General features: G+C 70.0%; 16 protein-coding genes. 6 read left to right on the top strand and 10 right to left on the bottom strand.

Features of this window, described 5'->3' with window-relative positions; genetic code table 11:
• Window positions 1-416 precede the first annotated feature (416 nt).
• A complete protein-coding gene (locus tag ACZ4TO_RS20165) occupies window positions 417-857 on the bottom strand; it encodes a hypothetical protein (RefSeq protein ID WP_382792970.1) in 441 nt (146 codons plus the stop codon).
• A 107-nt stretch (window positions 858-964) separates the two neighbouring features.
• Window positions 965-5464, bottom strand: a complete 4500-nt coding sequence (locus ACZ4TO_RS20160; RefSeq protein WP_468024905.1) for a DUF6531 domain-containing protein — start codon at window positions 5462-5464, stop codon at window positions 965-967.
• A gap of 141 nt (window positions 5465-5605) precedes the next feature.
• Here ACZ4TO_RS20160 and ACZ4TO_RS20155 point away from each other — a divergent pair, with 141 nt between their 5' ends.
• Window positions 5606-6622 (top strand): hypothetical protein, encoded by a 1017-nt coding sequence (locus ACZ4TO_RS20155; RefSeq protein ID WP_468024904.1) that lies wholly within the window; start codon window positions 5606-5608, stop codon window positions 6620-6622.
• 18 nt (window positions 6623-6640) lie between these two features.
• On the opposite strand, the gene ACZ4TO_RS20150 is transcribed toward ACZ4TO_RS20155, so the two are convergent.
• Genes ACZ4TO_RS20150 through ACZ4TO_RS20140 form a run of 3 tightly spaced genes read right to left on the bottom strand, consistent with a single transcriptional unit; the run spans window position 6641 to window position 8342 of the window.
• Window positions 6641-7291 (bottom strand): hypothetical protein, encoded by a 651-nt coding sequence (locus ACZ4TO_RS20150; protein ID WP_468024903.1) that lies wholly within the window; start codon window positions 7289-7291, stop codon window positions 6641-6643.
• A complete protein-coding gene (locus ACZ4TO_RS20145) occupies window positions 7288-7497 on the bottom strand; it encodes a DUF397 domain-containing protein (protein WP_468024902.1) in 210 nt (69 codons plus the stop codon). Before ACZ4TO_RS20145 ends, ACZ4TO_RS20150 begins: the two co-directional genes overlap by 4 nt.
• Window positions 7494-8342 (bottom strand): helix-turn-helix domain-containing protein, encoded by an 849-nt coding sequence (locus ACZ4TO_RS20140; protein ID WP_468024901.1) that lies wholly within the window; start codon window positions 8340-8342, stop codon window positions 7494-7496. The genes ACZ4TO_RS20145 and ACZ4TO_RS20140 overlap by 4 nt, the downstream gene beginning before the upstream one ends.
• A 139-nt stretch (window positions 8343-8481) precedes the next feature.
• On the opposite strand from ACZ4TO_RS20140, the gene ACZ4TO_RS20135 reads away from it, so the two are divergent.
• Window positions 8482-8982 carry an ATP-binding protein gene (locus ACZ4TO_RS20135; protein WP_468024900.1) on the top strand — a complete coding sequence of 167 codons (501 nt, stop codon included), beginning with the start codon at window positions 8482-8484 and terminating at the stop codon, window positions 8980-8982.
• 82 nt (window positions 8983-9064) lie between these two features.
• Here ACZ4TO_RS20135 and gdhA read toward each other — a convergent pair whose 3' ends face one another.
• The 5 genes from gdhA to rpsL all read right to left on the bottom strand — a co-directional run bounded on the left by gdhA (window position 9065) and on the right by rpsL (window position 15121).
• The gene (gene gdhA / locus ACZ4TO_RS20130; RefSeq protein ID WP_468024899.1) at window positions 9065-10420 is read right to left on the bottom strand and encodes an NADP-specific glutamate dehydrogenase; all 1356 of its coding nucleotides are present in this window, start codon (window positions 10418-10420) and stop codon (window positions 9065-9067) included.
• A 353-nt stretch (window positions 10421-10773) separates the two neighbouring features.
• A complete protein-coding gene (tuf, locus tag ACZ4TO_RS20125; RefSeq protein ID WP_382792945.1) occupies window positions 10774-11967 on the bottom strand; it encodes an elongation factor Tu in 1194 nt (397 codons plus the stop codon).
• A 143-nt stretch (window positions 11968-12110) separates the two neighbouring features.
• Window positions 12111-14237: an elongation factor G gene (fusA, locus tag ACZ4TO_RS20120; protein ID WP_382792943.1), complete on the bottom strand. Its 2127-nt coding sequence runs from the start codon at window positions 14235-14237 to the stop codon at window positions 12111-12113.
• 39 nt (window positions 14238-14276) lie between these two features.
• Complete coding sequence (gene rpsG, locus ACZ4TO_RS20115; RefSeq protein WP_003992340.1) at window positions 14277-14747, bottom strand: 30S ribosomal protein S7; 471 nt, start codon at window positions 14745-14747, stop codon at window positions 14277-14279.
• 2 nt (window positions 14748-14749) lie between these two features.
• Complete coding sequence (rpsL, locus tag ACZ4TO_RS20110) at window positions 14750-15121, bottom strand: 30S ribosomal protein S12 (RefSeq protein ID WP_003948652.1); 372 nt, start codon at window positions 15119-15121, stop codon at window positions 14750-14752.
• Between the two features lie 430 nt (window positions 15122-15551).
• On the opposite strand from rpsL, the gene ACZ4TO_RS20105 reads away from it, so the two are divergent.
• The 4 genes from ACZ4TO_RS20105 to ACZ4TO_RS20090 all read left to right on the top strand — a co-directional run bounded on the left by ACZ4TO_RS20105 (window position 15552) and on the right by ACZ4TO_RS20090 (window position 21110).
• A complete protein-coding gene (locus ACZ4TO_RS20105; protein ID WP_382792941.1) occupies window positions 15552-16253 on the top strand; it encodes a Crp/Fnr family transcriptional regulator in 702 nt (233 codons plus the stop codon).
• A 202-nt stretch (window positions 16254-16455) separates the two neighbouring features.
• A complete protein-coding gene (locus tag ACZ4TO_RS20100; RefSeq protein ID WP_468024898.1) occupies window positions 16456-17448 on the top strand; it encodes a hypothetical protein in 993 nt (330 codons plus the stop codon).
• A complete protein-coding gene (locus tag ACZ4TO_RS20095; protein WP_468024897.1) occupies window positions 17445-19631 on the top strand; it encodes a hypothetical protein in 2187 nt (728 codons plus the stop codon). Before ACZ4TO_RS20100 ends, ACZ4TO_RS20095 begins: the two co-directional genes overlap by 4 nt.
• Window positions 19632-19634: 3 nt before the next feature.
• Window positions 19635-21110, top strand: coding sequence for a PE-PGRS family protein (locus tag ACZ4TO_RS20090; protein WP_468024896.1), 1476 nt, complete (start codon window positions 19635-19637; stop codon window positions 21108-21110).
• Window positions 21111-21579: the final 469 nt, after the last annotated feature.

Raw genomic sequence — 21579 nt, 5'->3', positions numbered from 1 at the left:
CGCGCTCCCGGCGACAGAGATATCCATGACGGATTTCCCTGCCAGGGACGCGGCTCCGCCCGAAAGCAACCGCAGGACCGGGGGTGAGAACACCCACCGGGTGCCTGGCCTGCACCCCGCTGACACTTCCCGGAAGATTCCCGTACGTCCGCCCCAGTGCTGCCTGACGACAGATTGGGCGACGAGTACTGTGGGACTCGCTTCCAGTCCTCCCGACGGGAGGCGCGCAGCATCGGCACTCGACCGAGCAACCCCGTTAGTCTGCCATACAGGACACCCCCCTGGCCAATCGAGCCAGGGATCGTACCCCTAAGGTGACGCAGATCAAACCCGGCTCGGCCGGAACGTCGGGGCCCGCCCGAAGAAGGCCGTCGAACGCCGCGTCCACCTCGGCGGGGTCGCCGGTACGGATCAGGTCAGTCCCACGGATCACGCAGTGGCCTGCGCGTCCACCACTGCGCGAGTTCCGCCTCGGGACGCTCCTTCGTCGGACGCACCCAGGCGCGCAGGGATCGTTCCGGATCCGGGACGCTCGCGGCGGCGAAGCGTTCGTCCAACCGCGCCAGCAGTTGCCCCAGCGCACCCTCCCGGGCCTCCGCGGGCAGCCCGAGCATCAACTGCTCGAGCGAGTCACGGGAGTCGAGGTCGTTCTCGTAGGCGCTGATGGGATAGAAGTCGTCGCTCGACCAACCGGGCTCCATCCGGCGCACCACACGCTCCCAGGAAGCGAACCGATCGGCGACCGAGTAGACGGGAGCCGTGATCCTCTCCCGCAGCGCCGGTGCGACCCGGGACCGCTCCACCTCCAGACGCTCCGCGTCGCACCGGGCGACGGCTTCCAGGACCTCTGCCGGCAATCCCGCCCACACGGCCCTCGTGTCCGGCGCGGATCGGAACACGTCCCGCGGTTCGCGTTTCCTGCCCCGTCGCGGCGGGGTGGGCCCCTCTGTCCGCGTCAACGCCATCACTCCTTCAGTTGCTTCAGGAAGTACTCATAGCCGTCGTCGGGCTGCATGAAGGTCCCGTTGTCGCCTTCCCGGATCAGCATCGTTCCCGTCGCATCGTCCCACCAGGCGAAACGAGGATTGCCCGACGTCGTGCTCCGCATACGGATACCTGGGGAGTTGGTCATCAGATCCTCCAAGTGCTCCGGCACGTCCAGGTCGTCGACGCCCGGGATCCCTCGGTTCTTGATGTCTCCGTGCGCCGCGATCTTGTCGGCGAGCATCGGCAGATTCCCTGCCTGACTCGCGGGGTCCGGCTTGCCGATCTCGTAGAGCCCGAGCGGGTCGGCCATGAGAAGTGGATCGAGGACGTAGAGGAAGGGATGCGGAGCGGGCCCCAGACCGAGCGGATCGGGGCTGACGTAGCCCGCCGTCTCCGGGTCGTAGTAGCGGTGCACGTTGTAGTGCAGACCGGTCTCGGAGTCGTAGTACTGCCCAGGGGATCGAAGCGGTGTGTAGGCGCGGCCTCCGCTCTTCCAGGCGGTGACCCCCCACAGCGTGCTCCGCGCCTGCCAGGCGACGCTGCCGTCCTCACCGACGAGTTCGGTGGGAGCACCCGCCAGATCGGCGACGATGGCGAAGAAGCGTGAGTCGATCTCTTCGTGCGAGGCGGTGAGGATGCGTTCGGTCTGGGCGATGGGGCGCAGCCCGTCGTACTCCCAGGACAGGGCCACGGGTCGGGTGCCTTCGGCGTCGGTCGTGACCTGCTCACAGAGAGTGGCTCCGTCCCAGGTGAAACGGGTCTCCTCCACCACGGTGGTTCCCCCGACGGCCAGACGCTGCTTGGCGATGCGGCGTCCCATCGGGTCGTAGCTGTAGCGCCAGCACGTCCCGTCGGGGGTGTGCACGGAGGTGAGCCGGTCTTCCGCGTCCCACGTGTAGGCCCAGGTCTCCGGCTTCCGTGAGAGGCGCGTGCGGTGCCGACGGATCAACCGCCCTTGGTCGTCGTACCGATAACGGGTGGCTCCCGCCCTGACGATCCGGCCGCCCCCGTGGGCGCGAGGGCCCACCGCCGCCTGGCCGGGGTGCCGACTCGGCCAGGCGGCATCCGTCTGGGCTCCGTTCTCGTCGTACGCGTAGGTCTCCAGCCAGTCTTCGGCCCGTACGGCAGTGGTACGGCCGGCGGCATCCAGCTCGAAGCCCCGGCTCTCCCCGTCGAGGCCGTCGATGCCGATCAGATGCCCGTCGGCGCGGTAGTGGTAGGAGCGGTCGCTCACGGTGCGCCCGTCGCCGGTGGCAACGGCCTGCGTCGTGACTCTGCCGAGTCGGTCGTACCCGCGGCTCAGCGACAGAGCGTCGTCCACGCCGACGGAAAGCAGTCGCCGTGCGTCGTCGTAGCGGAAGTCGAGAGTGCGTCCCGCGGTACTGACCTGGGCGACCTCGCCACGGCCGTCGTACGTCTTCGTGCTGGTCACACCTGTGGGGGTGGTGCGGCTCAGCGACCGCCCCGCTGCATCGTGCGTGAAGGTGGTGGTCCGACCGTCGACGGTCTCCGAGAGGAGGCGTCCCTCGGGGTCTCGCTGGAGGACCACCGTGGCGTCCCGGCCCACGGCCTCGCAGAGCCGGCCGTTGAGGTCGTAGGTGTACGTACTCACCGCACCGTCCACGTCCTTGACGGTCATGCGGCCGAAGGTGTCCCTGGTGATGCGGACCGTCTGCCCGAGCCCGTTCGTGCGCGAGACGACCTGGCCCTTGGCATCCCGGCGGTAGCGCCTGGACCGCCCGTCGAAATCCGTCTCCGAGGCGAGCCGCCCCGCGACGTCGTACTCGTACGTCCAGTGACGGCCGTCAGGGCGGCCCACCTTGGTCAGCCGCAGGGAGGGGTCGTACGCGAAGGTGTGGCGGACGCCGTCGGGCCCGGTCCGTGCCGCGAGCAGGTTGAAGTGGCCGTACTCGAAGCGTGTGACAGCTCCCATGGCGTCGGTGTGGCCGACCCGGTTCCCCTCGGCGTCGTACGTCCACACCTCCGTCTGCCCGTCCGCGTCGGTGCGCCGCGTCAGTTCGCCGTCCGCGCCCCACTCCATGGAGGTCATGTGGCTCAGAGGGTCGGTGACCGTCGCCACGCGGCCGAAGGCGTCGTGTGCGTAGCGCGTGACACCGCCCAGGGGATCGGTGACGTGTTCGGCCAGGCCCGCCGGGTTGCACCGCACCCGGGTGAGGCCCCCTGCCGGATCAGTCACCGAGGACAGGTGTCCGGCGTCGTCGTAGGTGTAACGCGTGGTCGCTCCACCGGGCTTGACGACCGTGACGCAGTTGCCGCGGGCGTCATACTCCCGGCGCAGCACCTGGCCGTCCGGGCGGACGGTGGTGACAAGGCAGCCCCGGGTGTCGTACGCGAGACGCACGGGTCCACCGTCCGGGCGCCTGACCTCAACGAGTCGACCGAGGTCGTCGTAGCTCCTGGTCGTGGTGTGGCCCAGCTCGTCCGTCCAGGAGGTCGGCCGGTGGTGTTCGTCCCATGACGTGCGGGTCGTGCCGCCCAGCGGATCGATCTCGGCGACGACCTGGCACCTGTCGTTGACGACGAACCGGCTGACAGCGCCCTCCGCCGTGGTGACGGTGGTGATCTTGGCTTCGGGCCAAGCGGCGTCGGTGCCGTCGTAGTCCAGGCTGAGGCTGAGGTGCCCCGCCTCCCCTCCTTCCGCTACGCATCGGTCCGCCGTGTCGTACGCGTAGGAGTAGCCACGGCCGTTGCGATCGGTCCACGACGTGATGCGGTGCCGCTCGTCATAGGTGAACCGCATCGGATGGCCCGTGGCGTTGACGACGGTGGTGAGGCAGCCGTCGGTGTAGCCGTAGGAGCGCAGGAGGAGGTTCGAACCGTCCTCGCCCGCGCCCGCGAGGTGAAGCGCCGTGACCCGGCCGTCAGTGACGGTGACCTCGATCCGGTAGCCACCGGAGTGCCGGATCGCGAGCGGGGTTCCGTCGGGGGCGTGATCGAAATCGATCGTTTCACCGTTGCGGTTGGACATGCGCTTGAGGAGAGCGATGCCGTCGACGGGAACGTCGAACTCACGAGTGATGCCGGTGAGCGGGTCGTCCACGTGGTAGCGGCCATCACCGAGACGGGTCAGGGGGAAACGCGGGCCTGCCTCGGGAAGGACCGATCGCTGCGGCTCTGCGGGATGGGCATAGCTGAGGAGCAGTCCGTCCTCGGTGACGAGTACGACGCCGGCTCCGTCGACTTCCAGGCGCTGGTCGACCGTGGAGGCCCAGGTGCTACCGAACCACCAGCCCGTCCGGTAGTCGGACGCGGCCCTGCGCGTGAAGACGAGGGGCAAGCTGCCGGGCAGACTGACGTCGGTCTCCGGGAAGTACATGGCCCCGGTGGCCATGTCCACGGGGTCGCTGCCCTTGGAGCGGACCGCGTTCTTGAGCCGGTTGTACGCGCCCTTCGCACCGTCCGCGAGCATGCCGCGGGCGTTCTTGCCCAGCCCCCGCGCCGCCAGGCTCATCCCCTTCAGTCCGCCCTTGAGCCCCTTCATCGCGGCCAGGCCGCCCTTGAGTCCCTTGGCCAGGCCGCCGAGGGTCGTGATCCCCTTCATTCCGGGGATGCAGTCCAGCGCCGCCAAGCCCACGTCCCAGAGGGACGCTTGGCCTTTCGCGTATTTGTTGAGGGTGTCGGCGAGGACGACCAGCGCGGCGATCAGCACGATCGCGCCGAGGATCGGCCCCCCGATGATCATCGCGATGATCCCCACCACCGCCACCACGACCTTGCACACCGCGACGATGGTGTCCCAGTTGTCGGAGAACCAGTCCCCGACCTCCTCCCACCACTTCCGATTGTGAATCCCCGCGTCCGACGCCTCATCGATCTTCGACTTCGCGTCCCGCGCCGCCTCCTCCCGCATCCTGCGGGCATCCGCCGCCATCTTCTTCGCCGCGTCCAACGCACCGTTCGCGTTGGTCACGTCCGACTGGGCGCTGCTCTGAGCCGACTGGGCGTGCTGCGCGTCCCTGGTGGCGGCACGGACCTTCGCCTCGTCCGGCTTCTCCGCGTCCTTGCTACCGGTCGGATCGTCCTTGTACTTGTCCGCTTCCCTGGTGGCCCGCGTCACCCACGAATCAGCCGACGACAGACGAGACTTCGCGGACGTCAGGTCGGCCTGCGCCTCCCGCCCCTTGGCGAGTGCCTTGTCCGCCAGCGCCTGCGCCCGCTCCAGCTTCGGCCAGTAGTCCCCGAGCGCGTCCCCCGCCATCTCGTACGACTTCTTCAGCTTCTTCAACTGCTTGGGCACACCCGAGAACTCGGACTGAAACGCCTCCGCCGACTTCCCAGCCCACTGCAAAACGGCGTCCTCGTCCGCCATCCCCTTGATCAACCGCAACGCATCCGACACGTCATCCGCGAAACCGAGCAGATCCTTCGACAGCTTCCGCACCCGGTCCGGATCACCCGGCGTCGGATCCCGCTCCAGATCCAGCACATGCCAGTCACCCGGCCGATTCCCCGCCATGCCGCAACCCCCGTCACGCCCACATCAACAACACCCGTACACACAAGCGAACTTACAGGGAACACCGGTTCGGCAGCGTCACCGAGGCCGATGCCCACATCCCTTGATCGCAGCGCCGGTTGGGGCCGTAACCTCGTCCTCATGTCTCGCACCACTCCCCCGCGGCCCCTCGACGTCACCGCGCCGTTCCCCGAACTCGCGCCGCTGGCGCGTTCCGCCGTGCGGTTGCATCCGCGTCCGGGCGCGCCGACGGTCGCGGACAGTTCGATCGGCGGCCCCCTGTTGTGGCCCGCCGACGAGCCGTGGCCCACCTGCGCGGACCACGACGCGCCCACGCACTACGGCCTCGCCCCCGGGGACGTACGGCTGGGGCGGCGCATCCTCGCCGACGCGTGGACCCGGCCGGGCGCCGAGGGCGCCGACCTCCTCACCCCCGAGGAGCGCGAGATCGTCGACCGTGCCGCCTCCGAGACGGACATACCCCAGGACGGCCCGGTCCCGCTCATCCCCGTGGCCCAGCTCTACGCCGCCGACATCCCTTCGCTGCCCCGCCCGGCCGGCACCGACCTGCTCCAGGTGCTGTGGTGCCCGTTCGACCACGACGAGGACTACCTCCCCGCCGCGGCGCTGTACTGGCGGGCCTCCGCGGACATCACCGACCCGCTCCCCGCACCGCCCGAGCCCTCGGTGATCGGCACCGACGACTACCTGGCCGAGCCGTGCCTCCTGCACCCCGAGACGGTCACCGAGTACCCGGCCCCGCACGAGCTCCCCGAAGAACTGGCGGACCGGATCCACGGCTGGGAGGCGGAACAGAACCCCGACGACGAGGACGGCATCGAGGTCGTCGACTACCAGTACGACCTCAGCGTCGCCCCCGGCTGCAAGCTCGGCGGATACGGTCCCTGGAGCTTCAGCGACCCGTTCCCGATGTCCTGCCCCGAGTGCGGCTCGGACGTCCGCCCGCTGCTCACCGTCGACGGCGCCGAATGGGACGGCAACAAGAGCTGGCGCCCCCTGGAGGACGCCGACTACGACGGTCTGCACTTCCTCGGCCCGGCGTGCTCCACCCGGCTCACCATCGGCCGCAGCTACAACATGCAGCTCTACGTGTGCGTGGCCTCGTACGACCATCCGCACGTGCAGAACATGCAGTAGCCGGTCTCCGGGCGAACCTCAGACCGGCGCGAGCAACCGCTCCAGTTCCGCGTCGTACGCCCTGTATCCCGCCTTGCCGGACTCCGGAGCACCGGAGTCCGGGCGCAGGGTGTCCGGCAGACGGGCCACCCGCCACATACGGAACACGCCGTCCGGGGCACAGCTCCCGGCGTCGCCCACGAGCTCACAGGCGATACGGACGACCCCGGCGGCCAGGTCCCCGCCCTCCTCGGCGTCCACTCCGGCCGCGATCCCGGCGGTCACCAAGGCGTCCAGCAGGTTGACCAGTTGGAGGTCCGCGCCCATCCGGCACATCCGGCGCACCACCGACGGATCCGCCAGATACGCGAGGTCGTCCGCCGACTCCGGGTCCCAGGCGATGCCCGCCGACCAGAGCAGCATGAACGGCGCCTCGACCGGGTGCTCGCGCAGGTACCCCAGCTCGTCCGAGATGGCCATGACGGGGTCCTCGAACCGGCCGATCGTCCGGACCGCCGCCATGATCCGTGCGATGTCCTCGCCCCTGGGCGTCAGGAAGTCCTCGACCGAGGCCTCCGCCAGGTCCCAGGTCCCGGTGTCGTTCACCGCGCCGATCTCGACGACTCCGCCCAGGGCGGCGAACACGGTACGGGCGTAGCTCTGCGGGTGGATCTCCGCTCCCCCCGTCACCTCTGAGCGGCGTACCCGACGAACGCCGTCCAGGCCGCGGGGGTCATCGCCAGACGGGCGCCGCCCGGGTTCTTGGAGTCGCGGATGTGGATCACGGTGGGGGTGGGGGCGATTTCGACGCAGTCGTTTCCGTTGCTGCTGCTGCTGTACGTGCTCTTGGCCCACCGCAGTCCGGAATCAAGGTGGGCCGTGGTCTCACGGATCATGTCTCCCCCAGCATCTGCTCGACGAAGGCCAGGGACTCCTCGGGCGAAAGGGCCTGGGCCCGGATGATGCCATAGCGCAGTTCGAGAACCCTTAGTTGCCTCGGTTCAGATACCGGGCGGCCGCTGAAGTCACCGTCGGTACGCCCTACTCCCGAACCGTCATGGAACTTCAGCACCTCGACCAACCCGCCCGTTCCCGGATGGCCCGCATGCGCCGTCGGCATCACCTGAAGCTCCACATACGGCAACCGGGCCACCTCCAGCATGTGTTCGAGCTGGCGGCGCAGCACCATTGTGCCTCCGACCGGGCGGCGCAGGGTCACCTCTTCCTGGACGAAGCTGAGTTCAGGAGCCGGAGACCGCTCGAAGACGGACTTACGGGCCACCCTCGCGGCGACCATTCGCTCCAGCTCGTCCAGCGAGTAGGCCGGCCGCCAGGTGCCGAGCAACGCGCGGGCGTACTCAGGCGTCTGCAACAACCCATGGATGTTGTGGTTGCTGTACAGCAGCAACTCCACCGCCCGCTCCTCCAGCATCTTCAGTTCGCGGACCTTCTTCGGGTACCGGGCCTTCTCCATGTCCTCCTTGAAGGCGCGGAGATGGCCGCCGGCCTTCAGGACGTCGTCCGCGCGGTCCAGGAAGTCCGCCCGGGGGATCCGCGCGCCCCGTTCCACCTTCCGGACCAGGTCCTCCCCGTAGCCGATCGCCCGTCCGAAGTCGACCGCCCGCATGCCGGCCGCTTCCCGCCAGAGCCTGACCTGGCGGCCGGTCGCCTCGACGACCGGGGCGATCTCGTCCTCAGGGCTCACGTCCCACCCCGGTTCGTCCGCACTCCCGCTGCTCACACCCACCCACCTCCAACGCCCAGGGTTCCCGGACGACACCCGGGACAGCCGGGACAGATCGGGACAACGACTGGACAGTCCCGATACGTACCGACGTCATCGCTGCTCAGGGTAGGCAGCGTCGGACACGCTGAGTGACGTGAATCAGGAAACCGCCGGGCCGGAGGCCCAACGCGTCGAACCCGTCCGCAACTTCAGTGTGCTGCTGTCCCCCACGTCACGGGGCGCCCGTCTGGCGAGGCTGCTCGCGACCGAACAACTCCGTTCCTGGGCCATGCCGTTGAGCCCGGCCGACCAGATCGTCGCGGAGCTCGCGTCGAACGCGGTGACGCACGGACGGGTCCCCGGCCGTGACTTCAGGCTGACGCTGTACGTCGTCGGCGACACCCTCCGCGTCGAGGTGACCGACACCGTGGGTGACCGGCTTCCCCGACTCGGGACGGCGGGGGCCGGCGCGGGCTCGGGCCGCGGACTGCTCCTCGTGGACGCGTTCGCGGACCGCTGGGGCGTGACACCGGGTCCCGCCCCGCGCAAGACCGTCTGGGCCGAACTGTCCTGCGCGTCGGAGGGATCCGCTTCCCCCGCACGTCAAGGGGTTGCTCCGCTCCCGGGACCGCCGAGACCGCGTGAGACCGCGTGAACCCGGCCACGGGGAAGGGCCCGTCCGACCGACGTCGTACGGGCCCTTCCCGATGTCCGGTGCGGCGGATGCCGCGGCCGGGTCAGATCACGCCCTGCTCCAGCATCGCGGAGGCGACCCGCTCGAAGCCCGCGATGTTCGCGCCGCTGACGTAGTCGCCGGGGACGCCGTAGCGCTCGGCGGTCTCGTGGCAGAGGGCGTGGATGTTGTTCATGATGCCGGTCAGCTCGTCCTCGACCCGCTCCCGCGACCAGGAGGTGCGGGCGTGGTTCTGGCTCATCTCCAGGGCGCTGACCGCGACGCCGCCCGCGTTGGCCGCCTTGCCGGGACCGAAGGCGACGCCCGCCTTCTGGAAGAGCTGGACCGCCTCGGGGGTGGTGGGCATGTTGGCGCCCTCGGAGACCGCCTTGACGCCGTTGCCGATCAGCGTGGCCGCCGCGGCCGCGTCCAGCTCGTTCTGGGTGGCCGAGGGCAGCGCGACGTCGCCCGGCACGTCCCAGACGCTGCCGTTCGCCACGAACCGTGCCGACGCGCCGCGCCGTGCCGCGTAGTCGGCGACCCGGCCGCGCTCGACCTCCTTGATCTGCTTGAGCAGCTCGACGTCGATGCCCTTGTCGTCGACGACGTAGCCGCTGGAGTCGGAGCAGGTCACGGCGTTCGCGCCGAGGGCGGCGAGCTTCTCGATCGTGTAGGTCGCGACGTTGCCGGAGCCGGAGACGACCACGGTCTGGCCCTCCAGGTCCTCGCCGCGCTCCCGCAGCATGGCGGCGGCGAACAGGACGTTGCCGTAGCCGGTCGCCTCGGGCCGGATCAGCGAACCGCCCCAGTGTGTGCCCTTGCCGGTCAGGACGCCGGCCTCCCAGCGGTTGGTGATGCGCCGGTACTGGCCGAACAGGTAGCCGATCTCACGGCCGCCCACGCCGATGTCGCCGGCCGGCACGTCCGTGTGCTCGCCGATGTGCCGGTACAGCTCGGTCATGAACGACTGGCAGAACCGCATGACCTCGGCGTCCGACCGGCCGCGCGGGTCGAAGTCGCTGCCGCCCTTGCCGCCGCCGATCCCGAGACCGGTCAGGGCGTTCTTGAAGATCTGCTCGAAGCCGAGGAACTTCACGATGCCGAGGTTGACCGACGGGTGGAAACGCAGACCGCCCTTGTACGGGCCGAGCGCGCTGTTGAACTCCACGCGGTAGCCGCGGTTGACGTGGACCTTGCCGTGGTCGTCCTGCCACGGGACGCGGAAGATGATCTGCCGCTCCGGCTCCACCACGCGTTCGACGAGAGCCGCTTCCCCGTACTCCGGGCGCTGCGAGAGGACCGGAGCCAGCGTTTCGAGGACCTCGTGCGCGGCCTGGAGGAACTCGGGCTGCGCCGGATTGCGCCGCTCGATGTCGGCCAGCAAGGAGGCGATACGGCTCTTCGTGTCGGGGCGGGTCACCTGGGGGTCCCTTCAGACGGGGCCGCCGGAACGGCTGACCGGGGTCGGTTCGACCGGTCGGTTCCGGCGGCAGCGGTGCACAGAGCAGTCGGCCCCCCGCCCGGAAGCGGGAGACCGTCCCTACAGTCTTCCCCCTGAATTACGGACGCGTTGCGTGATTCTTTCGAGACGCGCCAAGATTCGTTTCACCTGCACGGACCACCACGAGATGCCGAAGACGTTCGAATTTCGTATACGAATTCGACCGGATCGGCAGACGGGCACGACGGGCCGGGCATGCGAAAGGGCCCGTACGACCGAAGTCGTACGGGCCCTCTCAAGGAGCTCGTGAAAGAGCTACCAGGTCAGATCACTTACTTCGTGATCTTGGTGACCTGGCCGGCGCCCACGGTCCGGCCACCCTCACGGATGGCGAACTTCAGGCCCTCTTCCATGGCGACGGGCTGGATGAGCTCGACCTTCATCTCAGTGTTGTCGCCCGGCATGACCATCTCCGTGCCCTCGGGGAGGGTCACAACACCGGTCACGTCAGTCGTACGGAAGTAGAACTGCGGACGGTAGTTGTTGAAGAACGGCGTGTGGCGGCCACCCTCGTCCTTGGACAGGATGTAGGCCTGCGCCTCGAACTCGGTGTGCGGGGTGACCGAGCCCGGCTTGATGATGACCTGGCCGCGCTCGACGTCCTCGCGCTTGATGCCACGGAGGAGCAGACCGACGTTCTCACCGGCCTGGCCCTCGTCGAGCAGCTTGCGGAACATCTCGATGCCCGTGACCGTGGTCGTGGTCTTGTCCTGCTTGATGCCGATGATGTCAACGGTCTCGTTGACCTTCAGGACACCACGCTCGATACGGCCGGTGACGACCGTACCGCGACCGGTGATCGTGAAGACGTCCTCGACGGGCATGAGGAACGGCTTGTCGACGTCACGAGCCGGGGTGGGGATGGACTCGTCGACGGCGGCCATGAGGTCCAGAACGGTCTGGCCCCACTCCTTGTCGCCCTCGAGCGCCTTGAGCGCCGAGACCTTGACGACCGGAAGGTCGTCGCCCGGGAACTCGTACTCGGAGAGGAGCTCACGGACCTCGAGCTCGACGAGCTCCAGGATCTCCTCGTCGTCCACCATGTCGGCCTTGTTCAGGGCGACGACGATGTACGGAACGCCGACCTGGCGGGCCAGGAGCACGTGCTCCTTGGTCTGCGGCATCGGGCCGTCGGTGGCGGCGACGACGAGGATGGCGCCGTCCATCTGCGCCGCACCCGTGATCATGTTCTTGATGTAGTCCGCGTGACCGGGGCAGTCGACGTGGGCGTAGTGACGGCCCTCCGTCTGGTACTCGACGTGCGCGATCGAGATCGTGATACCGCGCTGGCGCTCCTCAGGAGCCTTGTCGATCTGGTCGAAGGCCGAGGCCTCGTTCAGGTCCGGGTACGCGTCGTGCAGCACCTTGGTAATGGCGGCCGTGAGGGTCGTCTTACCGTGGTCGATGTGACCGATGGTGCCGATGTTGACGTGCGGCTTAGTCCGCTCGAACTTTGCCTTCGCCACTGGGGTCCTCCTGCGGAGTGGTTCTGGTACGCCTTACTCATCGGCGCCAGGTGATCTTTGCTGGGATGCCGCCCGCCGGGGTTTTCCCCTCCGGGTCGGCCCCGGCGGTCGGTGTCAAGCCTAAAGCGTGTAAACGGGGTGTGTTACTCGCCCTTGGCCTTCGCGATGATCTCCTCGGCGACGTTCCTGGGAACCTCGGCGTAGGAGTCGAACTGCATCGAGTAGCTTGCGCGACCCGAGGTCTTGCTGCGGAGGTCTCCGACGTAGCCGAACATCTCCGAGAGAGGCACCAGACCCTTGACGATCCGGGCGCCCATGCGCTCCTCCATGGCCTGGATCTGGCCACGGCGGGAGTTGATGTCGCCGATGACCTCACCCATGTAGTCCTCGGGCGTGGTGACCTCGACGGCCATCATCGGCTCGAGGAGCACGGGCTTGGCCTTGCGCGCGGCCTCCTTGAAGGCCTGCGAACCGGCGATCTTGAAGGCGAGCTCCGAGGAGTCGACCTCGTGGTAGCCACCGTCGAGAAGAATGACGCGGACGCCCGTCATCTCGTAGCCGGCGAGGATGCCGAACTGCATGGCTTCCTGCGCACCCGCGTCGACCGAAGGGATGTACTCCTTCGGGATGCGGCCACCGGTGACCTTGTTCACGAACTCGTACGAGGCGTCGCCGCCCTCGATCGGCTCGATCGCGATCTGCACCTTGGCGAACTGACCGGTACCACCGGTCTGCTTCTTGTGCGTGTAGTCGAGACGCTCGACGGCCTGACGGATCGTCTCGCGGTACGCGACCTGCGGCTTGCCGACGTTGGCCTCGACCTTGAACTCACGGCGCATACGGTCGACCAGCACCTCGAGGTGCAGCTCGCCCATACCACCGATGATGGTCTGGCCGGTCTCCTCGTCCGAGTGGACCTGGAAGGAGGGGTCCTCCTCCGCGAGACGCTGGATGGCGACACCCAGCTTCTCCTGGTCACCCTTGGACTTGGGCTCGATGGCGACCTGAATGACCGGCGCCGGGAAGTCCATGGACTCCAGGATCACCGGGTTCTTGTCGTCGGCCAGCGTCTCACCCGTGGTGGTCTGCTTCAGGCCCATGACGGCGACGATGTCGCCGGCGCCCACCGACTCGATCTCCTCACGCTTGTTCGCGTGCATGCGGTAGATCTTGCCGATGCGCTCCTTCTTGCCCTTGACGGAGTTCAGCACAGCGCTGCCCGCCTCGAGACGGCCCGAGTAGACCCGGACGAAGGTGAGCTTGCCCAGGTGCGGGTCGCTCATGATCTTGAACGCGAGGGCGGAGAGCGGCTCGTCGTCGGACGGCTTGCGCTTGACCACGACCTCGGGGTCCTTCACGTCGTGGCCCTCGATGGCCTCGACGTCAAGCGGGGTCGGGAGGTAGCGCACGACCGCGTCGAGCAGGGGCTGAACGCCCTTGTTCTTGAACGCGGTGCCACAGAACACCGGGGTGACGGTGACATCGGTGGACTTGCCGGACGCGATGGTGACGCGACGGATCGCGGCGTACAGCTGCTCCTCGGTGGGCTCCTGGCCCTCCAGGAACAGCTCCATGATCTCGTCGTCGTGCTCGGCGACGGTCTCGACCAGCTTGCCGCGGTACTCCTCGGCAGCCTCGGCGTGCGTGGCCGGGATGTCGACGACGTCGTACATCTCGCCCTTGGCCGCCTCGGCGGACCACACGAGCGCCTTCATGCGGACCAGGTCCACAACGCCCTTGAAGTCCATCTCGGCACCGATCGGGAGCTGCATGACGATCGGGACCGCGCCGAGGCGGTTCTCGATCATGTCCACGCAGCGGTGGAACTCGGCGCCGGTGCGGTCCAGCTTGTTCACGAAGCAGATGCGCGGCACGCCGTAACGGTCGGCCTGACGCCACACCGTCTCGGACTGCGGCTCGACACCGGCGACACCGTCGAACACCGTGACGGCACCGTCGAGGACGCGGAGCGAACGCTCCACCTCGACCGTGAAGTCGACGTGCCCGGGGGTGTCGATGATGTTGATCGTGTAGTCGTCGTCCTCGAGCGGCCAGTGACAGGTGGTGGCAGCAGAGGTGATCGTGATGCCACGCTCCTGCTCCTGCTCCATCCAGTCCATGGTGGCAGCGCCGTCGTGGACCTCACCGATCTTGTAGCTGACGCCGGTGTAGAAGAGGATCCGCTCGGTGGTGGTCGTCTTGCCCGCGTCGATGTGGGCCATGATCCCGATGTTGCGGACCCTGGCCAGGTCAAGTGAAGTGGTAGCCATAAGGCTTCAGTCTTCTCTCGGTCTCGATGTGGGTAGCGACTACCAGCGGTAGTGCGCGAAGGCCTTGTTGGACTCGGCCATCTTGTGGGTGTCCTCGCGCTTCTTCACAGCGGCACCAAGGCCGTTGGAGGCGTCGAGAAGTTCGTTGAGCAGACGCTCGGTCATGGTCTTCTCGCGACGGGCGCGGGAGTAACCGACCAGCCAGCGCAGCGCGAGCGTGTTGGCACGACCGGGCTTGACCTCGATCGGAACCTGGTACGTCGCACCACCGACACGGCGGGACTTGACCTCGAGGGTCGGCTTGATGTTCTCAAGCGCGCGCTTCAGCGTGATGATCGGGTCGTTGCCCGTCTTCTCACGCAGACCCTCCATGGCGCCGTAGACGATGCGCTCGGCGGTGGAGCGCTTGCCGTTCAGCAGCACCTTGTTGATGAGGGAGGTCACCAGAGGGGAACCGTAGACCGGGTCGATGATGACCGGGCGCTTCGGGGCGGGGCCCTTACGAGGCATTTCTACTTCTCCTTCTTGGCGCCGTAGCGGCTGCGGGCCTGCTTGCGGTTCTTGACACCCTGGGTGTCGAGGGAACCGCGGATGATCTTGTAACGAACACCAGGCAGGTCCTTCACACGGCCGCCGCGCACGAGCACGATGGAGTGCTCCTGCAGGTTGTGTCCCTCACCCGGAATGTAAGCCGTGACCTCGATCCCGCTGGTCAGACGCACACGCGCGACCTTACGCAGGGCCGAGTTCGGCTTCTTCGGGGTGGTCGTGAACACACGCGTGCAGACGCCGCGACGCTGGGGCGAACCCTCGAGTGCGGGCGTCTTGTTCTTCTCGACCTTGTCCTGCCGGCCCTTCCGGACCAGCTGCTGGATCGTAGGCACTACTTCTCCGGTTTCTGTGTGCCGAATGGTGAAGCTAACCTGGAACGCCACCGACCCACGCGGTCGGGTGTGTCGAATACTGCAGACCCTCGCCGCGAGGCGAGAAGGGCGCAGATTGCGGTGGTCGCTTACGGCTCCCCTTGCGGTCTGAAGGCACGCACGAGAGCCAGGGCACACCCCAGGCACAAGGTATGAGCGTACCTACCTCACGGACTTCGGTCAAAACAAATGCCGTGGTGCCCGACACGCCGGACTGCTCCCGATCCATTCTCGGGGCACTTCACACTTGGCGCAGCTTGTCACCGGTTCCGCGATGAAAGTCCCCGATTCGGTTCGCGCCGCACACACTGGGTGATTACGTTGACGCGTTGCCGCGCACCGGTCACTGTGCGTCGGCCGCGGGGCCGATCGGGGGACGGGGGATGGACTCATGGCGGCTGCACCCTTGGCCGGGGACGAGAGCCTGGACGACCGGGTGCCGTTCCTGGCACGCCTGGAGAGCGAGGACCGCTCCGCGCTGCTGTCTCTCGGACACGAACTGTCCTTCATGCCCCGGACGGTGCTCCTGCGCCAGAGCGAGCCCTCCTCGCACGTGCTGATCGTCACGCACGGCTGGACGAAGGTGACGGCCGCCGCCGCCAACGGCTACGAGGCGCTGCTCGCGCTCCGCGGCCCCGGCGATATCGTCGGGGAGTCCGCCGCGCTCACCGGCCGGCCGCGCTCCGCGACGGTGACCGCCCTGGAACCGGTCCGCACGGTCGCGCTCGTACGCGAACAGTTCCGGGACTTCCTCGCCCGCTCCCCCGCGGTCTCCTTCGCCCTCCTCGGCCTCACCTCCGACCGCACCCGCGCCGCCGACCGCCGCCGTCTGGAGTTCGCCTCCATGAGCGTCCGCGAGCGCTTCGCGGCGCTCCTGCTCGACCTGGCCCGCACGAACGGCCACCGCACCGAGGAGGGCATCGAACTCTCCGTCCCGCTGAGCAAACAGGAGCTCGCGGGATCGGTGGGGGCCTCCCGGGAGATGGTCCAGCGCCTGCTGAAGGAACTCCGGGAGCGGGAGGCGGTGCTGACGGGCCGGCGGACGCTGGTGATCCTGCGCATGGACGTCCTGCGGAGGATCGCCCGGCGATGAACCGTCCGACCCTGCCCGGACCCGCCGCGGGCCCCTCCCCCGGCGAACGGCCCGGCGCCTTGCTCCCGGAAGCCGGGACCGCCGTGACCACGGATCACTTCTGTGCACACGGTCACACTTCGAGTGGGACATCCGTCCTCACACCCGTCCCACCGGTGACGCCACGCTGCTTGCCAGGCGAGGCCCCCACCGAAAGGCGACCATGACCGACCCCGTGAGCCGGACGATCCTCCTGCTGGACATCGAGAAGTACAGCGACCGGGACGACGTGGAGCAGGCCTATCTGCGGCGGATGCTGTACGACATCACGGACCGCGCGCTGGAGAGCGCCGGCATCGACGAGCGGCTGCGCCTGCGGGCGGACCGCGGCGACTCGGTGATGGAACTGATCGACGCCAACGCCTCCGTCACGGCGCTGCTGCGCGCCCTGCTCACCGAGGTGCCCGACCTGCTCCGCGCGGTCAACCGGACGGCGTCCAGCTCGGCCCAGATCCGGCTGCGCGGTGTCGTGGCCACGGGATACGTCGCCGTCGACGAGCACGACGGCTGGGTCGGCTCCGACCTCAACCACGCCTGCCGGCTCCTCGACGCCGGGCTGCTGCGCGCCGCTCTGCGCGAGCGGCCGGACGACTTCGCGCTGTGCGTCTCCGAGGGCGTGCACGCCGGGATCGTGCGGCACGACCACCCGGGCATCCCGGCGCAGGACTTCCGCGCGGTGACGGTGGACAGCAAGAACGGACCCCTGCGGGCCTGGCTGCACGGCCCGGTCCCGTACGGGGCGGACGACCGCAGTGAAACAGGGGGAGCCCCGGCGCCGGACTGCTCGGGGGAGAGCCCGGCGCCGGGGGCGGCCACCTCCGCGGCCCGGACGGAACCGGCGGCGACGGAGGGGACGAAAGCTGCGGAACCGGCGGCGACGGAGGGGGTGAAGGCGGCGACGGCGACGGAGCGGACGCAGGCGGAGGTGACGGCGGAGGCTGCGGCGACAGCGGCGGCGGTCGAGCCCACCCGGCCCGAGCAGCCCCCGCAGCCGCCCGCCCAGCCCGCCGCGCCCCCCGGCAACGTCGTCTTCAACTTCGGCGGCGGCTCCCCCAGTTTCGGCGGAAGCCTCGTCGCGGGGGACCAGCACGGGGTGTCCGGCGGACAGGTCACCGGGGACGTCCACCTGGGCCGCAGCGGGGGTGAGCCCGCGTGACCGTGCCCCCGCCCGCGAACCGGGGCGGCCTCGACGACGAACCACCGCGGGACCCGCCCTGGACACCGGGGGCCCACCCCGACCCCGAGACCGGCACCGACGCGGACGAGCCCGAGGAGGACACCCGGGAGGCCCGCGCCGCACAGCGCGAACTCGTCGCGCACACGCCCGGGTTCATCTTCAGCGAGGCCGCGTCCTTCGGCGGCAGCCTGGTCGCCGGAGCCCAGCACGGGGTGTCGGCGGGCGGCTCGGCCCGTGACGTGTTCCTGGGCGGCAAGACGGAGATCCACCACCACGGGACGGCCTCCGCGTCGGCCGCGTACGTCTCCGGCGAGATCCCCCGGCAGCGGCTCGACGCGCTCGCCTCGGTCTTCGCCGAGGGTCCCGCCTTCGCCGCCGCCCTGGCCCGGCTGCGCGAGGAACGCGTCCTCGTCCTCGCCGGCGCCCACTCCACCGGCCGCTACGCCGCCGCGCTCATGCTCCTGCACCACCTCGGCGTGCCCGCCGTGCACGCGCTGTCCGCCGAGACCGGCCCGGCGACCCTGGCCGGCCGGCTCACCGCGCCCGGCGGCCACGTCCTGCGCGACCTGCCGCTGAGCCGCAACCGCCCGCTGCGCGACACCCACCTGTACGCGGCCCGCGACCGGCTCGCGAAGACCGGCGGATATCTGGTCCTGACCCTGGAGAACTCCCCGTTCCTGCTGGGCGTCACCCCGTCCGTCTGGGAACCGCCCGAGGCGGCCGCCGTCCTGCGCGCCCACCTGGCCGACCTGCGGAAGGATCCCGGCGACGGCGCCGGTCTGCTCGGCCTCGGCCCGGTCCGCGACTTCCTCGCGCGCGGCGCCCACCGGCCCGCCGAGGTGGCCCGGTTCGCCGTCGAGGTCGCCCGCTACGACGGCGGCGAGGAGGCGGCCGCCCGCCTCGCCGACTTCGGGCACGCGGCCGTCGAGCAGCAGTGCCGGGAATGGCTCGGCGACCCCGAGACCACCCTGCGCGACAAGGCCTTCCTCATCTCGCTCGCCGTCTTCGACCAGGCGCCCTACGTGCTCTCCGCCGAACTCGCCGACAAGCTGTACGTGCACTTCCAGCGGCTCCAGCATCCCGAGCAGCCCCCGGAGATCCCGGTGTTCGGACTCGATGCCGAGACCCGCCTGGAGCGGGCACGGGCCGAGGGCGAGTTACGCGACGAGGAGACCGACTGGGGTCCGGTGCCGCAGTTCACGGCCCGCTTCAAGAGGGAGAACACCCCGCGGGTGCTGCTCGGCGAGGTCTGGACGGGCCATCCGTCGGCCCGGCCCGCGCTGGTCGCCTGGCTCAAGGAGCTGGCCCGTGACCGGCGTCCGGTCGTCCGGACCCGGGCCGCCGCGGCCACCGCGCTGCTGGCCCGCGCCGACCTGCCCTCGGCGATGGCGCTGCTGATCGACGGCTGGGCGGTGTCCAAGGCCTTCGGCCCCCGCGTCACCGCCGCGAACACCCTCACGCTCGCCCAGCTCCTCGACGCGCCCGTCGTCCTGCGCCTGCTCACCCAGTGGTGCACGGACCCCCACTGGGCCCGCCGCTGGACCGCGATCCGCGCCTTCGGCCTGCTCACCCCGCTGCGCCCCGACCTCGCCGGCCCGGCGCTCAGCGCCCTCGCCGCCCGCGCCCGTGCCGGAGGCAGCAGCAGGACCGAGTCGAACAACCTGGTCGAGTCGACGGCCCTGCTCCTGTCGGTGGGCGGGCGCCGCGGCGAGATGCTCTCCGAACTCGTGCGCCTGCTCCACCACGACACGGCCTCGGTCCGTGCGCTCGCGCTGGCCGCGTTCGTGCGCTCCTGCGACAACGCGGAGGAGGGCGCGCTCGTCGAGTGGTACGCCGACACCGGCATGTACGAGACGGACTCGGCCCGCGACCTCGCCACCCTGTGGCGGACCGCGCTCGGCGACCGGGGGCACACCCGTGGCGCCCTGGCCGCGCTGCGCACCTGGGTACGGCTGGCCGAGCGCCGCGCGGACGTCGCGCAGGCCCTGGAGCTGCTGCTGCCCGCGCTGATCGCCACCGCGGACGACCGCAAGCGGCTGTGCCACGAACTGGCCGGCCTGCCCGCCCAGGACGGCGGCGCGCGCTCCCCGGTGGCCGACCGGCTGCTCGCCCTTCTGATCCCCTCCACCCCAGATCCGTCGAGAGATCCATCGAGGAGTTGAACCATGGCGGAGTTCCGCCGTCAGCCGGAGTGGCAGCAGGACGCCAACCGGCACACCACGCTCATCGACCCGGTGCTCACCGTCCGGCCCATCGCGCGCTTCGACTACACCGTCCGCCGCGCGGTCACCGCGATCGACCACGCGCTGGTGTTCGTCACCGCCAAGGGCACGTACGACGTCTACACACCGCCGCACCGGCCGAGCCGCTCGGACGCGGCCACCCGCCGCTACACCTCCGTCTACGAGGTGGACATGGGCAGCCACCCCGTCCAGCTCACCCTGGAGATGCCGAGCGACGACGACGCCTTCTCCTTCGGCGCCACGGCCGACCTGACCTGGCGCGTCGCGGACCCGATCGCGTACGTGGCGAGCGGTGAGCGTGACGTGCCGACGCGGCTCACGCGCGAACTGCACCAGCTCGCGCGGCCGGTGAGCCGGGCCTACTCCATCGAGGACAGCCCGGCCGCCGAGCGCGCGGTCCAGCGGGCCGTGGAGGACGGCGGTTTCGCCGCGGGCATCGGGCTGTCCGTGACCTGCGCGGTACGGCTGCGGCTGGACGACGAGGCCATCGCGCACCGGCGACGGCAGCGGAGCCTGCGCTACGAGTCCGACATGCTCGACCCCGAGCACGAGTACCGGCTCCGGGCGATCCGGCAGCAGCACGAGCTGGAGTTGCTGCGCCAGCAGCAGGACCACCATCTGATCGCCGAGAAGATCAACTTCTACCAGTACCACCTCCAGCACGGAGGCGTCGCGGCCTGGGCCCTGCATCTGTCCCAGCACCCCGAGGACACCAAGATGGTCATCGGGTCCATCCAGAAGGACCAGCTGTCCATCATCAGGGGCCAGCTCCAGGTCCTCGCCGGGGACAGCCTGGAGGACTTCCAGAAGGCGGAGTCGGCGCGCTCGACCCTGCGGGCCGTCGACGAGCTGATCCAGCAGCAGGCGCCTCCGGCGCCGCGGGACGGCCAGGGGGCACTGCCCGCCGGGGCGATGCCGGGACAGCCTCAGACACCGCCCCAGCCGCCGTATCCGGGGCAGTCCCCGCACCCCGGCCCGTCCCCCCAGGCGCCGTACGCCGGAGCGCCGCCGTACGGCGAGCACTCTCCGTACGCCGGCGGCCCGGCCCCGATCACCGGGCAGCCCCCGACCCCGTACACCGGGCAGCCCCAGACCCCGTACGCGGGCGGCCCGCCGCCCTACGCCGGACAGCCGCCGTACACCGCCGACCCGGCCGGACGGCCGCCGTACAGCGGCGACCCGGCCGGTCAGCCGCCGTACGCGGCGCAGCCTCCGTACGCGGGCGGCCCGCCGCCCTACGCCGGGCAGCCTGACGGCCCGGCCGCGTACGAGCCGCCCGGAGCGACGCCCTACGCCACCGCGGGACCGGCTCCGGCCGTGCCTCCCCTGCCCGGCCGCCCCGACGGCCCGCGAGCCGCCGTGCCGCCCGACGCCGCTCCGGAGGACGGGACCGTCTGACCACACCCGCCGAGGCGGACGTCGGCCGCCACCCACCGGCCGACGTCCCCGCACAGCCACCTGCCGCACAGAAGGAGCCGACATGTCCCAGCCTCCAGGCCCGGCCCACGAGCCCCCGTATCCGGGAACCCCGTACCCAGGACCGCCGTATCCAGGAGCGACGACGCCGCCACCGGAGTACCCCGCGGCCTCCGCTCCCGCGCCGCAGTACCCGGGAGGACCCGCACCGCACTACCCGGGCGCCGCGGCCGGAAGCCCGGCACCACCGCAGTACCCGGGAGCAGGAGCCGGGGGCCCGGCACCCCGGTACCCCGGAGGCTCGGGCGCCGCACCCCAGTACCCCGGAACAGGGGGCCCCGGGCCCCAGTACCCCGGCAGTCCCCACCCGGGAGCCCCCGGCCCCGGCGGACCGGGACCGCAGTACCCGGCGGCGGCCGGGAGCCCGTTACCGCCCCAGTACCCCGGGGGC

This window comes from Streptomyces sp. NPDC028298, from assembly GCF_055565895.1.
This window is presented reverse-complemented; position numbering and strand designations above follow the sequence as displayed.

Excerpts from the sequence above, each read along its gene's own strand:
- ACZ4TO_RS20100 (WP_468024898.1), top strand. The coding sequence starts at position 16,456 with ATGACCGACCCCGTGAGCCGGACGATCCTCCTGCTGGACATCGAGAAG.
- rpsG (WP_003992340.1), bottom strand. The coding sequence starts at position 14,747 with ATGCCTCGTAAGGGCCCCGCCCCGAAGCGCCCGGTCATCATCGACCCG.
- ACZ4TO_RS20155 (WP_468024904.1), top strand. The coding sequence starts at position 5,606 with ATGTCTCGCACCACTCCCCCGCGGCCCCTCGACGTCACCGCGCCGTTC.
- ACZ4TO_RS20090 (WP_468024896.1), top strand. The coding sequence starts at position 19,635 with ATGGCGGAGTTCCGCCGTCAGCCGGAGTGGCAGCAGGACGCCAACCGG.
- ACZ4TO_RS20145 (WP_468024902.1), bottom strand. The coding sequence starts at position 7,497 with ATGATCCGTGAGACCACGGCCCACCTTGATTCCGGACTGCGGTGGGCC.
- ACZ4TO_RS20105 (WP_382792941.1), top strand. The coding sequence starts at position 15,552 with ATGGCGGCTGCACCCTTGGCCGGGGACGAGAGCCTGGACGACCGGGTG.
- fusA (WP_382792943.1), bottom strand. The coding sequence starts at position 14,237 with ATGGCTACCACTTCACTTGACCTGGCCAGGGTCCGCAACATCGGGATC.
- ACZ4TO_RS20160 (WP_468024905.1), bottom strand. The coding sequence starts at position 5,464 with ATGGCGGGGAATCGGCCGGGTGACTGGCATGTGCTGGATCTGGAGCGG.